Annotated in this window: 11 protein-coding genes; 6 read left to right on the top strand and 5 right to left on the bottom strand. The window is 42.2% G+C overall.

Going from position 1 to position 14,661, the window contains the following annotated elements; translation table 11 throughout:
* The first annotated feature begins 193 nt into the window (after nt 1-193).
* The 4 genes from ACTD55_RS11480 (at nt 194) to ACTD55_RS11465 (ending at nt 7,008) form a co-directional block, all read left to right on the top strand.
* Nucleotides 194-2,005 carry an assimilatory sulfite reductase (NADPH) flavoprotein subunit gene (locus ACTD55_RS11480; protein ID WP_438864473.1) on the top strand — a complete coding sequence of 604 codons (1,812 nt, stop codon included), beginning with the start codon at nt 194-196 and terminating at the stop codon, nt 2,003-2,005.
* Nucleotides 2,005-3,717 carry an assimilatory sulfite reductase (NADPH) hemoprotein subunit gene (gene cysI, locus ACTD55_RS11475; protein ID WP_438864472.1) on the top strand — a complete coding sequence of 571 codons (1,713 nt, stop codon included), beginning with the start codon at nt 2,005-2,007 and terminating at the stop codon, nt 3,715-3,717. Before ACTD55_RS11480 ends, cysI begins: the two co-directional genes overlap by 1 nt.
* On the top strand, nt 3,710-4,453 hold the full coding sequence (locus tag ACTD55_RS11470) for a phosphoadenylyl-sulfate reductase (RefSeq protein WP_438864471.1): 744 nt from the start codon (nt 3,710-3,712) through the stop codon (nt 4,451-4,453). Before cysI ends, ACTD55_RS11470 begins: the two co-directional genes overlap by 8 nt.
* A gap of 305 nt (nt 4,454-4,758) precedes the next feature.
* A complete protein-coding gene (locus tag ACTD55_RS11465; RefSeq protein ID WP_438864470.1) occupies nt 4,759-7,008 on the top strand; it encodes a bifunctional diguanylate cyclase/phosphodiesterase in 2,250 nt (749 codons plus the stop codon).
* Here the strand turns inward: ACTD55_RS11465 and ACTD55_RS11460 are convergent, their stop codons facing one another.
* The 3 genes from ACTD55_RS11460 to ACTD55_RS11450 form a co-directional block, all read right to left on the bottom strand.
* Nucleotides 7,009-7,584 (bottom strand): uracil-DNA glycosylase family protein, encoded by a 576-nt coding sequence (locus ACTD55_RS11460; protein ID WP_438864469.1) that lies wholly within the window; start codon nt 7,582-7,584, stop codon nt 7,009-7,011.
* Nucleotides 7,585-7,590: 6 nt separating this feature from the next.
* Entirely contained in the window at nt 7,591-9,033 is a 1,443-nt protein-coding gene (gene sthA / locus ACTD55_RS11455) for a Si-specific NAD(P)(+) transhydrogenase (protein WP_438864468.1), read from the bottom strand.
* A 142-nt stretch (nt 9,034-9,175) separates the two neighbouring features.
* A complete protein-coding gene (locus tag ACTD55_RS11450) occupies nt 9,176-10,297 on the bottom strand; it encodes an acyl-CoA desaturase (RefSeq protein ID WP_438864467.1) in 1,122 nt (373 codons plus the stop codon).
* Nucleotides 10,298-10,491: 194 nt separating this feature from the next.
* On the opposite strand from ACTD55_RS11450, the gene fabR reads away from it, so the two are divergent.
* Nucleotides 10,492-11,091, top strand: coding sequence for an HTH-type transcriptional repressor FabR (gene fabR / locus ACTD55_RS11445; protein WP_438864466.1), 600 nt, complete (start codon nt 10,492-10,494; stop codon nt 11,089-11,091).
* Here the strand turns inward: fabR and trmA are convergent.
* On the bottom strand, nt 11,088-12,185 hold the full coding sequence (gene trmA, locus ACTD55_RS11440; protein WP_438864465.1) for a tRNA (uridine(54)-C5)-methyltransferase TrmA: 1,098 nt from the start codon (nt 12,183-12,185) through the stop codon (nt 11,088-11,090). The genes fabR and trmA overlap by 4 nt on opposite strands.
* 170 nt (nt 12,186-12,355) lie before the next feature.
* Between trmA and ACTD55_RS11435 the strand changes: the two genes are divergently transcribed.
* Nucleotides 12,356-13,864: a DUF5610 domain-containing protein gene (locus ACTD55_RS11435; protein ID WP_438864464.1), complete on the top strand. Its 1,509-nt coding sequence runs from the start codon at nt 12,356-12,358 to the stop codon at nt 13,862-13,864.
* 52 nt (nt 13,865-13,916) lie between these two features.
* Here ACTD55_RS11435 and ACTD55_RS11430 read toward each other — a convergent pair whose 3' ends face one another.
* The gene (locus ACTD55_RS11430; protein ID WP_438864463.1) at nt 13,917-14,384 is read right to left on the bottom strand and encodes an RNA recognition motif domain-containing protein; all 468 of its coding nucleotides are present in this window, start codon (nt 14,382-14,384) and stop codon (nt 13,917-13,919) included.
* Between the last annotated feature and the right edge of the window lie 277 nt (nt 14,385-14,661).

Below are 14,661 nucleotides of genomic sequence, written 5' to 3'. Positions count from 1 at the left end.
CATGTGTTAAACGTCGAGTCGAATTGTTGGGCAAACCACTATTTGGATGCGTATAGAAAACTTTTCAATGCATCGTGGAATTTATTAAGTTTAAAAAGTAATAAAAAATTTGTATTTATTCTTTCCGGTTATTCCTTGCAGCCATTATCCTTGCATCATTGTTAAAATCTAAATAAGTTCAGGTTCGATTCCTATGTCGTTATTATCTAAAGTTCTGCCTGCATCAGGTTCATTGCTAACCGATACCCAATGGGCAGCGCTTAATCAGGTCATCGCCACCCTTAACTCCCAACAACTAACTTGGGTTAGCGGTTATTTGGCGGGACTGGCACAATCTCAATCTGGAATTGCCGCGCCTGAAATACAAACTCAAACTGCAGCCAAAGCCTCGCTGACTATTTTGTATGGTTCACAAACCGGCAATGCCAAAGGTGTTGCTACCGAGTATCAAGCGAAAGCGAAAGACGCCGGTCTGCAAGTTAACCTGATCAATATGGCCGATTATAAGCCCCGTCAGATTAAAAACGAGACACATTTATTGGTGGTGGTGAGTACCCATGGAGAAGGTGATGCGCCTGACGATGCGGTTGAACTACATGAATTTTTAGGCGGTAAAAAAGCGCCCAAATTAGAGAGTTTAAAATTTGCTGTCATTGGTTTGGGGGACAGTAGTTATGAATTTTTCTGTCAAACCGGTAAGGATTTTGAGCAACGTTTAAGTGCATTAGGTGCTAAACCATTGTTTGAACGTCTGGATTGCGATGTAGATTATGACGAGCAAGTTTCACAATGGTCTGAACAATTTACCGAAAAATTAAAGCCGGAATTAAAAGCGGGTGGTCAATCGCAGGTTGTCAGTCTGCATGGTGATAATGCGGTTAAGGCAAGCAGTCAGTATTCCAAGAAAAATCCGTTCACTGCCAAATTAATTGAATGCCAAAAGATTACAGGCCGCGATTCGGTCAAAGATATTCGTCATGTTGAAATATCACTCGAAGACTCAGGCTTAAGTTATCAGCCTGGCGATGCATTAGGTGTGTGGTTTAGTAATGATCCTGCTCAGGTCGATGAACTTTTAGCGTTACTTGAGCTTGATGGTAATGAAGACGTGACACTGGGTGACGAAAAACTTAGTTTACGCGATGCATTATTGGACAAATTAGAACTGACGCAAAGTTATCCCAAGTTTGTTGAAGCTTATGCCGAAGCTTCACAGAATGCAGAATTAAGAGCGCTACTGGAAGATAAAGCGACGTTACGCAGCTATTTAGCCGAACGTCAGATTATTGATATTGTTCGCCAATATCCTGCCAAACTCTCTGCGGAACAATTGCTGCTAGGTCTTCGTGCTATTACTCCGCGATTATATTCTATTGCATCCAGTCAGGCGGAAGTGGAAGACGAAGTGCATCTCACTGTGGCATTGGTGGAATACGATGCGTTTGGTCATTCTCATCAAGGTGGTGCATCTGGTTTTTTAGCTAATCGTTTAGAAGAAGATCAACCTGTTAAGGTCTTTATCGAACATAACGATAACTTCCGTCTACCAGCCGATCCTGACACGTCAGTCATTATGATTGGTCCAGGCACGGGTATTGCGCCATTCCGTGCTTTTATGCAGCAACGCCAAGCTGATGATGCCAGCGGTAAAAACTGGCTGTTTTTTGGCAACCCTAATTTTACTCAGGATTTTCTGTATCAAACCGAATGGCAAGCGCTGGTTAAAGATGGCGTATTGGACAGAGTGAGTTTGGCATTTTCTCGTGATCAACAACAAAAAATCTATGTACAACACCGTCTGCGTGAGCAAGGTAAAGAGGTTTATGAATGGTTGCAGCAAGGCGCGCATCTTTATGTGTGCGGTGATGCTAACCAAATGGCCAAAGATGTGGATGACGCGTTAATTGATATCGTGGCCGAGCATGGCCAGCAATCCATTGATCAAGCAAAACAATATATTACCGAATTACGTAAAGCTAAACGTTATCAGAAGGACGTGTATTAATGAGTACTAAAGACAATAATCACATCGTTGAAGGTAAGTTATCAGATAACGAACGCTTAAAAATTGAGAGCAATTACTTACGCGGAACATTGGCTGAAGATATTCAGAATGATTTAACCGGTGGTTTTCAGGGTGATAATTTCCAGTTAATTCGCTTTCACGGTATGTATCAGCAAGATGATCGTGATATTCGTGCCGAACGTGCTAAACAAAAATTAGAACCATTAATTAATTTAATGTTACGTGCCCGTATTCCGGGAGGCGTAATTACTCCTGCGCAGTGGTTAGCAGTGGATAAGTTTGCTGAAGAAGACACCATCTATGGCAGTATACGATTGACCACTCGGCAGACTTTTCAGTATCACGGTATCTTAAAACGCAATATTAAAGAAGCGCATAAAGTACTTCATCGGGTTGGACTAGACTCCATAGCCACCGCATCTGACATGAACCGAAATGTACTGTGTACACCTAATCCGATTGAATCCTCAGTGCATCAGGAAGCTTACGAGTGGGCTAAGAAAATCAGTGAGCATTTCTTACCCCGCACTAATGGTTATGCTGAAGTGTGGTTAGATGGTGAGAAAACAGAAGCCGTAGAACAAGAACCTATTTTGGGTGCGACCTATTTGCCACGCAAATTTAAAACCACCGTGGTGGTGCCTCCACAAAATGATTTGGATGTGCACGGTAACGATTTAAATTTTGTCGCCATTGCCCAAAATGGCAAGTTGATTGGCTTTAATGTCCTCGTTGGTGGTGGCTTAGCTATGACCCACGGTGATACGGCTACCTTTCCACGTAAAGCGGATGATTTTGGCTTTATTCCCGTTGAGAAAACCCTGGAAGTGGCTGAAGCCGTGGTGACGACTCAACGTGACTGGGGCAACCGGGTCGATCGCAAAAATGCTAAAACCAAGTATACCCTGGAACGAGTTGGGGTAGATGTGTTCAAGCAAGAAGTGGAAAAGCGGGCTGGTATCGCGTTTGCACCAAGCCGTCCTTATGAATTTACCGGTCGCGGTGACCGTTTTGGTTGGGTTGAAGGAATTGATGGACAGCATCATTTAACCCTGTTTATTGAAAATGGGCGTATTTTGGATTTTCCAAACAAACCTCTTAAAACTGGTTTGCGTGAAATTGCCAACATTCACTCTGGTGATTTCAGGATCACCGCCAACCAGAATTTGATTATTGCCGGTGTACCTACGGAACAAAAAGATCAAATTGAAGCTATTGCTCGTCAGCATGGCTTAATTGATGACGGTGTAAGCCTACAGCGTGTCAGTTCGATGGCTTGTGTGGCATTGCCAACCTGTCCATTGGCAATGGCCGAAGCCGAACGCATGTTGCCGCAAACAGTGACATTATTAGAAGGTATTTTGGCTAAACACGGGATACCGGATGAGAGTATTATTTTTCGGGTGACCGGATGCCCTAATGGCTGTGGACGTGCCATGCTGGCCGAAATCGGTTTAGTGGGTAAGGGGCCGGGCAAATATAATTTGCATCTGGGTGGTAATGTGAACGGTACACGTATTCCCAAAATGTATCGTGAAAATATCAGCGAAGAGCAAATTATGGCTGAGTTAGACGAACTTATTGGTCGTTGGTCAAAAGAACGCTTGGACGGTGAAGCCTTTGGGGATTTTACCATTCGCAAGGGTATTGTTGCTGAAGTGGTCGATTCTGCACGGGATTTTTATGCATAACGTGCTTTTTGAACAAACCGAAAGGTTGACGGTTTTACAAGCCGACGAGCTATTGCAACTAAATCAAAAGTTGGAAAATCAGACGGCTGAACAACGTGTTCGCTGGGCTCTGGATTATTTGCCGCAGAATATCATGTTGTCATCCAGCTTTGGGATTCAGGCGGCGGTTATGCTGCATATGGTCACTCGCCAATACCCGGATATTCCGGTGGTGTTGACCGATACGGGGCATCTTTTTCCAGAGACATACCAATTTATTGATCAGCTAACCGACAGGTTAAAGCTTAATTTAAAAGTATATCGTGCCGAGTTGTCTCCTGCCTGGCAAGAAGCGCGTTTAGGTAAGCTTTGGGAGCAGGGACTCGAAGGGATTGAACAATATAATAAACTGAATAAAGTCGAACCAATGCAGCGGGCAATTAGCGAACTGGGGGTAAAAACTTGGTTTGCCGGTTTGCGCCGTTCGCAATCCGATAGCCGTGAAAAACTATCGGTGTTGCAGCAATTGGATAAGCAATTCAAGGTTTATCCTATATTGGATTGGAGCAATAAGGATGTGCATTATTACCTTAAAGAGCATGATTTACCTTATCACCCGCTATGGGAACAAGGCTATGTATCAGTTGGAGATTGGCATTCAAGTCGACCTCTAGAGCTTGGTATGACAGAGCAGGAAACCCGTTTTGATGGTTTAGTCAGAGAATGTGGGTTACATGAGTTTGGTGATGGTATTTAGCATTAGCCGTTATTTTAAAGGTCACATCAGAGTCACCCTGTCATAGTCACTATATCGCAATTCATTTAATCCCCACTATACTGTTTAAAAGCGGGGTTTAAACCACGCTTTATTTCTATCCACGTATACCCAGCTTGGCTTCTATGCAATATTTTGGTGCATAAAAAAGGCTGGATATACGGAATAATCCACTTTATCTTAATCAAAATAACTGTAATTTCTGTATAAATTATATTAGGTTATCGACTATTAGATTATATTGTCAGGAATATCCTGCAACGTGTGGCAAAGGATTGGTAGTTTGAATGTCTCAGAGTGAATATGAAAACGATGAGTTAGTCTTCTTCGAAGAAGACGACGCACCTGTTGAACCCAGCCAAGATCGTGAAGTGTGGAATTTACTTGTTGTCGATGATGATGAAGAAATTCATTCAGTCACACGTTTAGCTTTGTCTGATCTGGAAATTAACGGTCGTTTTTTAAAGTTTCATCATGCTTATTCAGGTAAACAAGCTCTGGAGATGTTGGCCGTATTAGGCAATAAAGTAGCGATTATTTTGCTTGATGTGGTCATGGAGACCGATGATGCCGGGTTGGTGACGGCCAGAAAGTTGCGTGAAGATTTAAAACTGGACGAACCACGAATCATATTGCGTACCGGTCAGCCCGGTTACGCCCCCGAAGAAAAAATCATTAAAGAATACGATATTAATGATTACAAAACTAAAACTGAGCTGACGCGCAGTAAATTAGTTACCACTATTATTGCCTCGATCCGGTCTTACCAACAGATACTATCTATTAATCAAAGCCGTGAAGGGCTGAGTAAAATTATCTATTCAGCGGCTAACTTGCTTGAAGAACATTCAGTCAAAGGCTACTGCGAAGGGGTTGTGACCCAGATTAGCTCATTAATGGGGCTTGAAGCCGATGGTATTGTCTGTGCCCGAGCAGGCTCAATGCTGGATAAAGATGATAACGGTGTGTATGTTTTAGGTGCAGCGGGTGAGTTTGCGACTTATATAAATCAAAAATTAGAGAACATGCATGATACCCGTATTGTGCATCAGGTTATTCAATGTTTGTTACGTAAAGAGCATATTTTCGAACCCGATTTTACGGTGCTATATATGTGTAGTGCCGGACACGAAGCTGCTGTATTCGTGCGTATTGGCAAAGATATCGATGACATACATAAACAGCTGCTCGAAGTGTTTTTATCCAGTGTGTCGGTAGGGTACGAGAATGTTAATCTGTTCCATGAACTGCGCTTGGCAGCTTATCGTGACTGGTTAACCAAATTGCCCAACAGAACTGAATTTATTAATTTATTAGACAATATCGAAGAAGAACAAATTAACTCCGGCCGAATGGTTGCTGCGTTAATTGATATTAATCATTTTGCTGATATTAATGATGGTTTAGGTCAGGAAGTGGGCAATCAATTATTGATATCGGTTGCCGATTTGCTTAAAGAAAAGCTGAGTGACACCGTTGGCAAAGGTCGAATAGGGGCTGATGTCTTTGGGTTGGTGGGCTATGAAGAAGAAATTAACCCGAAAGTGTTAAACGATTTGTTTAAACAACACTTTAAAGCTGGTGAGCACAGATTGTTGGTTAATATGACCATTGGTTTTGCTAAATTAACCGACTGCGAAGCCACAGGTTTAGATATTCTTAAATATACCAATATTGCCTTAAATCGGGCCAAACGTAATGCTGCAAGTAATTACGAATATTACTTGGGAGAGATGGAAGAGCAGACGTTCTGGCGATTGGCGATGATGCGGCAGTTACGTACCGATTTCTCGGAACGCAAGTTGCAGCTTTGGTATCAGCCTCAGGTTAGTCTGACCGACGAAAAAATTATTGGGATGGAAGCGTTGTTACGCTGGCCGTCCAAAGAGGGTGGTTTTATTTCCCCTGCGGTGTTTGTGCCATTAGCGGAATACTCCGGCTTAATTGTTGAAATTGGTATGTGGGTGTTAGAAGAGTCCTGTCACCGATTAAAAGAGTTACAAAAGTTGAACGTTGAAGGTTTGCGGATTGCAGTTAATATTTCTGTTCCACAATTTCGTGATCCAAATTTTGTCTCGCAAGTGATGAAGATTATTACCGCCAATAAAGTCTGTCCGAGGCAAATCGAATTGGAGATTACCGAAAGTGTGGCAATGGATGAGCCGAATATCGTGGTGGAATCCCTTAAAGCACTTAAAGAGTTTGGTGTCTCAATTGCGATAGATGACTTTGGAACCGGCTTTTCTTCAATGAGTTATTTACAACAGTTACCTTTGGATCGATTAAAAGTAGACAGAGCTTTTGTTAAAGATATAGGTGAGGGTCAATCGTCATTTTTTGCTGAGACCATTATCACGCTAGGCAAAAAATTAGGCTTGGAAACCATTGCTGAAGGACTTGAAAACCTCGAGCAAGTTAAATATATGCAGAGTTTAGGCTGTGATGAAGGACAAGGCTTTTTATACGCCAAGCCCATGCCGTTTGAAGAATTAGTTGAGTTTATAAATGATTACCGTCCTGGTGATTATTTACAGTAATTAATTTTTATTCTGATAAATACCTGCGACACGTTGACGTATGGCAGGTAATAACCCTTCCTCAAACCAGAGGTTTTTCTTTAACCAGATGTTGTTTCTGGGCGAGGGGTGAGGAAGCGGAATAAAGTGAGGCAAATAATCTTGCCAGTGCCTAACTCGCTCAGTTAGCGTCCGTTTATCGGCTAAGTAATATTGTTGAGCATAACTACCAACCAGTAGCTTCAATTTTATGTCTGGCATTTGGGCTAATAATGCGGCATGCCACTGCGGCGCACATATTTTGGTTGGAGGTAAATCGCCGGATGATGCTTTACCGGGATAGCAGAATCCCATTGGTATAATGGCAATATTTTTCTCATCATAAAATTCCTTCTCTGATAAGTTAAGCCATTGGCGTAAACGATCACCTGAGGCATCATCCCAAGGGATACTACTTTGATGCACCTTAATGCCTGGTGCTTGACCAATAATCACGATTTTGCTGGTCACGCTTGCCCGTACTACGGGGTTGGGTCCTAAGGGCAATATATCGCTGCACAACGTGCAGCGACGAACCTGTTTAAGCAGGTTATCCATATTGACCTAGTCAAATATCCGGTTTAATCCGTTCAACGCGGCAACCCGGTAAGCTTCGGCCATTGTTGGATAATTAAAAGTATTATTGACAAAATAATCCAATGTATTGCCTTCGCCTTTTTGTTGCATAATCGCCTGACCGATATGAACAATTTCGGACGCTCGCTCACCAAAACAATGGATCCCCAAAACCGCTTTGGTTTCACGATGGAAGAGGATTTTTAGACTGCCAACTAAATTATTCGAAATCTGGGCTCGAGCCAGATGCTTAAATTGGGCACGTCCTACTTCGTAGGGCACTTTTTGTGCCGTGAGTTCGTGTTCGGTTTTTCCAATCGAACTGATTTCAGGAATGGTATAAATGCCAGTAGGAATATCTTCAATCAAACGGGTATTGCATTGCCCGGTCAGCATTGCTTCGGCAGCAAGACGCCCTTGGTTATAGGCTGCGGATGCCAGGCTTGGATAGCCGATAACATCGCCTACCGCATAGATATTATCGACACTGGTCTTGTAATTATCATCGACACTTAATTGACCACGAGAGTCCGCTTTTAAACCAACGGCTTGCAGATTTAGCATGTCGGTATTACCTGTCCGCCCATTAGCAAACAACAAGCAATCTGCCCGCATTCTTTTACCGGATTCCAAATCCATTACCACACAGTCGTCACGTCCTTCGACTTTCTTGTAACATTCTTCATGACGAATAACCGTGCCGTTATTCCACAAGTGATAACTTAATGCATCGGATATTTCCGCATCCAAAAAGGATAATAATCGGTCACGCATATTAACCAAATCTACTTTGGTGCCTAAACCACGGAAAATAGACGCATATTCGGTGCCGATAACGCCAGCCCCATAAATAATAATGGTCTTGGGATCATGATCCAGTGACAGGATGCTGTCGCTGTTATAAATACGCGGATGAGTAAAGTCTATATCTGCCGGAGTGTATGGTCTTGAGCCTGTGGCAATGACAACTTGATGGGTTGTAATGGTATCCACAGAGCCATCCACACGTTTAATCTGCAGGTGATTTTGATCAATAAAAGAGGCTTCCCCATGTAACACGCTTACCCCGTTACGCTGATAAAACCCGCTTCGCAATTTAGTTTGCTTACGAATAACCGCGCTGGCATCGCCGAGCATTTGTTGAAAAGTTAAATGACGAGTCTTGTTACCATCGTTAAACAGCGGATTATTATTATATTCAGTCAAACGACTGACGGATTGGCGCAATGCTTTTGATGGGATTGTTCCCCAGTGCGTACACCCGCCACCCACCATCTCGTAGCGTTCAATAACGGCAACGTTTTTACCCGCCTTGGCGAGCTGCATTGCAACTCCTTCTCCACCCGGACCAGTGCCGATGACGACGGCATCGTATTGATACTTTTCCGAAGGCGAATTGGATTGTTTAGAGGTGGTTTTTTTGGCGCTCACAATGTACTCCAAAGTCTTTTAAAATCATCAACTTGTTTAAATCAATCTGGCTAGTTTAGCAGGGAATTAGAATGGAAAGAATAAAGCCCGTGAAAACGGGCTTATTATTTTTTGTTTGAATGATTTTTGTGGGAAGTACGATTTATGCAAATTGCATTGAATTCAGCTTGCTCCATTTTTGTTTTTGTAACTGGAGATGCATCTTCAGCTCTTGATATTTAAAGTCTAGCTCTAATTTTTCGTAACCACGGATTAGCTTTTTACGCTTAATTTCCATTAAACGTTTTTTGGTTGAGTAATATTCACTCATTTTATGCAGCAAAATATCATATTCATGCTGAAAACGTCTCAACAGTTCTTCAGCATCCGGTAAATGGGCAATGCGTTGCTGCGAGTGTTGTAGTTGCATGGTAATTCGCGCTTTGGCGATACGTTCTTCCGGGCAACGACGCAGATTATTGGTGAGGCCGACCAGGGACAAACTAAAAATCAACCATTTGGTTGGATCGAAATGCCACCAACGTACGCCATTTCGATAATCATACTCAAAAATATGATGGAAATTGTGGTAGCCCTCCCCGTAAGTAATTAAGGCTAAAAAACCGTTATCACGAGCCGTGTTGGTATCGGTATAAGTTTGCTTTCCCCAAATGTGGGCTAATGAATTGATAAAAAAGGTAACGTGGTGTGATACTACTAAACGTAAAACTCCCGCAAGCAACAACATGCCCCAGATGTCATTGTTTAGCCAGCCTAAAAATAATGGAATGCCAAAATTCGTTATTATTGCTAAGGCCAGATAATGTTTGTGTTGCCACATAACAATAGGATCTTTCTGTAAGTCACGACAATTATTGTAGTCACTATATCGGCTTGCCTGATATTCACGCAGCATCCAGCCAATATGGGAATACCAGAAGCCTCTTTTGGCGGAATAGGGATCCCTATCATTATCATCGACATGTTTATGATGAATACGATGGTCAGATGCCCAGTGTAAAATACTGTTTTGCAGCGCAAACGCACCTCCGATTGCCCAAATAAAACGGATAATCGGATGGGCATCGTAAGTTTTATGTGACCATAAGCGATGGTAACCGGCGGTAATGGAAATACCAGCGTAGCCGGTTAATAGGATAAAGCTGCCAATTTCCACCCAATCAAATCCATTGGTAACGGCTTCCCATGGAACCAAAGTTACAGAAATAAGAGCCGTTAAGGTAAATAGAATGACGTTGGTTTTGACTAGAGGAGGTTTATTCATTAAATATAATTTATTTGAGCTTACAAGTGTGCGCTAATCTACCCTGAATAGGTTAATCAAAGCAAGTAATTTGGTGGTTTAACGGTTAAAAAATAGCGAGAATAGTGGTTGTTGCTGGTTGAGTTAGCTTGTCCTGTGACAACGTGCTATAACGCGCCAACTGGGACATTTATGTTGAAAAGAGCAGAAATAGAATGAGTCGAAAGGAACAAAAACTTCGTACCAGACATACCATTATTGATGCTGCATTTAGTTTGCTGTGTGATGAACGCAGTTTATCGAGTATTAGTTTGCGCGAAGTGGCTCGTGAAGCGGGAATTGCGCCCACTTCATTTTATCGACACTTTAAAGATCTTGATGATTTAGGCCTAACTTTGGTGGATGAAGCTGGATTGGCGTTGCGGCAATTAATGCGACAGGCTCGTTTGCGCATCGCATCTGGTGGAGATGTTATTCGAGTGTCAGTGGAAACCTTTATGGAATTTGTTGCTGCCAACAGTAACGTTTTTCGATTGTTGTTGCGTGAACGTTCTGGAACTTCTACTGCTTTTAGAGAAGCGGTCTCTCGCGAAATACAGCATTTTATCGCTGAACTAAGTGATTATGTTGGCCGGCATACCCGTTTACCGGTTGAACTGGCTAACTTACAAGCTGAAGCAATGGTTAGAATTGTGTTCAGTGCTGGCGCCGAGGCGATTGAAATGCCAGCGGAATATCAAAAACAGTTGGCTGAACGCTTGATTATCCAGTTACGCTTCATTGCTATTGGGGCGGCTGCCAAAAGCAGTCGTTAGATCTTTTCCAACCACACACCACATTCTGCATGATGGGTGTAAGGGAATTGATCAAACATAGCAAAGCGTTTTATCTCGTGTGACTGACAAAGGCTACTGAGGTTGTCTTTTAATGTCTCGGGATTACATGAAATATACAAAATATTCTGATATTGACTGACTAATTTAATGGTTTCATCGTCTAAGCCTGAGCGTGGCGGGTCAACTAAAATGGTATTGCAGTCGAAACTATCCAGATCAACGTCTTGCAAGCGAGTGAATATGCGAGTTTTATTCATCGCCTCAGTAAACTCTTCACTGGACATGCGCAAAATAGTGACATTGTCTATTTGATTAATATCAATATTAAATTGTGCCGCTGCAACAGAAGGTTTGGATATTTCAGTGGCCAATACCTTTCTAAAATTTTGTGCCAGGGGCAAAGTAAAGTTGCCTGCGCCACAGTACAACTCCAACAAATCTCCTTGGCACTGTGCGGTGCAATCGAGTGCCCACTCAATCATATGACAATTCACCACGGCATTAGGTTGAGTAAAGCTATTCTCGATTTGTTTAAATTGATAGGGACGTTGATTAATGTTCAAGGACTCAATCACATAATCCTGATCCAGAACGATTTTTTGTTTTTTAGCCCGACCAATAAGATGGATATCGTATTTTTGTCGTAACACAGCCAATATCTGTTGAATGCTCGACTGCCATTGCTCACACAACGGTTTATGATAAATCAGGGTGACGACTATTTGTTGGCTGAGTGAACTAAGATAATCAATCTGAAATAATTTACCTCTGGCCATATCATTGTGCTTTAGCAAGACAAGCAAATCTTGCATCACAGCATTAATTAACTCTGATCCTGGAGGATAGTGATCGACTCGGTATTTTTGCTTGGATTGCTGATCAAACATAATGTGATATAAATCATCACCGTCGTGCCAAACGCGAAACTCGGCGCGTTGCCGATAGTTGAGAACAGGAGAGCTGAATATTTCTAGGGCTGGTGTTTGTAATGCGGCAAAGTGTTGTTGAATGTATTCCGCCTTCTCTGCAAGTAGTTCCGGATAGTGCTCAGATATAATGTCAGTTGGCCGCAAAGCTTTTCTCCTGATGAGGCGTTAAAAGGCGCGGATTGTACGGTTTTATACTTCACCCGCCAAGTATTGATAGCATAGAACGTTGCAGGCCGTAAAATTTGTGCATAAAAAGTCTAAATAATAATCAATAAAGGCCGATATACTGGGTTGAGGATAGTGAGGTATCTTTTATGAATATTGGTGACTTAAAGGCGTTCTTGGGTAACAAGACGCATATGTCGGGGCGCGCGTCGCACTCTAACGATGCTGTGCCATTCGACAATAACAAACAAGCGGTTGGTAAACAGGGGAATCATGTTTCACTGACTAATAGTGCAATGTTTTCAATTAGCTCTCAGACCTTTATTGGTGCTCGGGTTTATAACCATTCGCTCAATCAGAATTTGGTCATCCATGATCAAAAGGCCAATCTCCCGTCGCCTAAGAATGAGCAGGAGAAAGGTCTGTTCGATTTTGAAGAGGTGGCGAAAAACGTGCTGAGCTTTGTTGGTGGAGCATTAAAAAACGCTAAATCTAAAGGAATGAGCGACGAAGCGTTAAATAGCATGTTTGAACAGGCTCGTTCTGGCGTATTAAAAGGCGTGAATATGGCCAAGAAAGATCTTGGCGATATGATGAATAATGAAATCACTGACGGCATTAGCAAAAGTCAGGATCTTATTGAGCAAGGGATCAAGTCACTTGAACAACAAATTTTCGGAAAGCAACCCGACAATCAAGTTGGCTCGAATACTGACAAGCTAGCTATTAACCAACAAGTTAATTACACCGAGCAGCAATCTGGCCAGTTAACAATCCGGACTCGTGATGGTGATGAAGTGTCGATTAGTTTTGAAGATGCGCGTCAATTTTCTTTAAATCAACAAATCCTGCTTGAAACTCAACAAAAGCAAAAAGAGCAACAGCAAGATGCAGATAAGCAAGCGAACCGTTCAAATAATGAAGATAAGCAGAATATCAGGACGGCTGCAGATGCAGTAGCAACCGCCCCTTCTGCGTCTGATCAAGTTGCACGTCCGGCAGGTGACACCTCAACGACGCCGGATCCTGATAACGCTCCGGTAGATATTGATAATAGCGCCACTCAGGCTACTGAATCTCAAGACAACCCGGATGGTGCACAATCGCCTGAACAGACACAGAGTCAAGTCACTAGTGAAACTAACTATCAACATTATGAGTCGAATAAATTGTCCTACTCTGTCAAAGGGGAACTGGATGATGAAGAACTTAAAGCGATTGGTGAGTTAGTTGGTGATGCAGGTAAATTAGCCGATGAGTTTTTCTATGGTGATATTGATAAGGCATTTAACCAGGCACTTGATTTGGGCTACGATGATCAGGAACTGACCGGTTTTGCTTTACAACTCACTAGTTTTAAACAAACCGAAGTCATTAAAACTTATGGAGCAGTATCACATTACAATGATCAAAATGAAGGTAATGTTCAAGATAGTGTTAAGGCAGCGAAACCGGTAGCTGATTATTTGGAACATATGCTCGATGTTGTCGATAAAGCTCAGGCTAGACTTCAAGACGGTAACTCATTTGATGGGTTGATCAATGGGATTATTAATAATATGCCTGAAGTTCATACTCCCGATTTAATTGAGGCGATAAATCGTTTTAAAGGATTTAATCAGCGCTTAATGGATAATCTTCCCCAGCGACAATCCTGATAATAAAAAGCCTGCGAGATGCAGGCTTTTTTAGTTTGAGGCTAAAAGTGGATTATTCGTCGTCGTTCTTTTCTTTTGCCATCCGTACTTTCAATGTACGTTCTTGAAATTCAGAATCATTTAACGAATTAATCGCTTTCTTAGCCGATTTAGCCGCTATCTCAACGAAACCATATCCTTTGCGTTTACCGGTGCGGCGATCTTTCATTAGACGAACCGAATTCACATGACCATATTGAGAAAACAGTTCCATGATTGCGGCTTCATTTGCACGATAGGGCAAATTACCTACATAAAGAGTTTGCAAGGACACCTCTGCAGAATCATTAGCAACAACGTGACTAGTGTTAGTGCCTGAAACAATTTGAGAGAGAATTGGAATAAGTAAACCACCTAATACTATGCCTACGGCGAGTGCCAAAGCGGGAGCAATTGCTAAAGAAATAGAGGCAAGAACAACATACCCCACTACAGCTAAAACAATAGAGACTAATAAAGTAATACCGAAAGAAGACTTCATATAACTACCTAAATAAGAAAATATAATAAATGAATGAAACTTATGTAACCGAGCGGTTACTGTAAAATTTCCGTAAAGCCACTCTATGTTACTGATTTATTCTCAGATAGCCAATACTAACCGCAGACAATTATGTTCCACTAAAAACGTGAATTTATAGCGCTTTTATAGCAAAAGTGTTCAAAAGCTGTGCAAACGAACAAAAAGGATAAAAAAGGAGTTGACGGTTTAGGATGAGGATGTAGAATGCGCGCTCGCTTCAGGGGAGTCCGGAAGG

The sequence above is a fragment of the Neptunicella sp. genome, from assembly GCF_048268085.1.
In the GTDB taxonomy this organism is placed as follows: Bacteria; Pseudomonadota; Gammaproteobacteria; order Enterobacterales; family Alteromonadaceae; genus Neptunicella.
Note: the sequence above shows the minus strand (reverse complement) of the source record. Positions and strands in the feature narration are given on the sequence as shown.

What these genes read in the sequence shown, in the direction of transcription:
- ACTD55_RS11470 (WP_438864471.1), top strand. Translation starts at nt 3,710, where the DNA reads ATGCATAACGTGCTTTTTGAACAAACCGAAAGGTTGACGGTTTTACAA.
- ACTD55_RS11480 (WP_438864473.1), top strand. Translation starts at nt 194, where the DNA reads ATGTCGTTATTATCTAAAGTTCTGCCTGCATCAGGTTCATTGCTAACC.
- ACTD55_RS11435 (WP_438864464.1), top strand. Translation starts at nt 12,356, where the DNA reads ATGAATATTGGTGACTTAAAGGCGTTCTTGGGTAACAAGACGCATATG.
- ACTD55_RS11465 (WP_438864470.1), top strand. Translation starts at nt 4,759, where the DNA reads ATGTCTCAGAGTGAATATGAAAACGATGAGTTAGTCTTCTTCGAAGAA.
- ACTD55_RS11430 (WP_438864463.1), bottom strand. Translation starts at nt 14,384, where the DNA reads ATGAAGTCTTCTTTCGGTATTACTTTATTAGTCTCTATTGTTTTAGCT.
- fabR (WP_438864466.1), top strand. Translation starts at nt 10,492, where the DNA reads ATGAGTCGAAAGGAACAAAAACTTCGTACCAGACATACCATTATTGAT.
- ACTD55_RS11450 (WP_438864467.1), bottom strand. Translation starts at nt 10,297, where the DNA reads ATGAATAAACCTCCTCTAGTCAAAACCAACGTCATTCTATTTACCTTA.
- cysI (WP_438864472.1), top strand. Translation starts at nt 2,005, where the DNA reads ATGAGTACTAAAGACAATAATCACATCGTTGAAGGTAAGTTATCAGAT.
- ACTD55_RS11460 (WP_438864469.1), bottom strand. Translation starts at nt 7,584, where the DNA reads ATGGATAACCTGCTTAAACAGGTTCGTCGCTGCACGTTGTGCAGCGAT.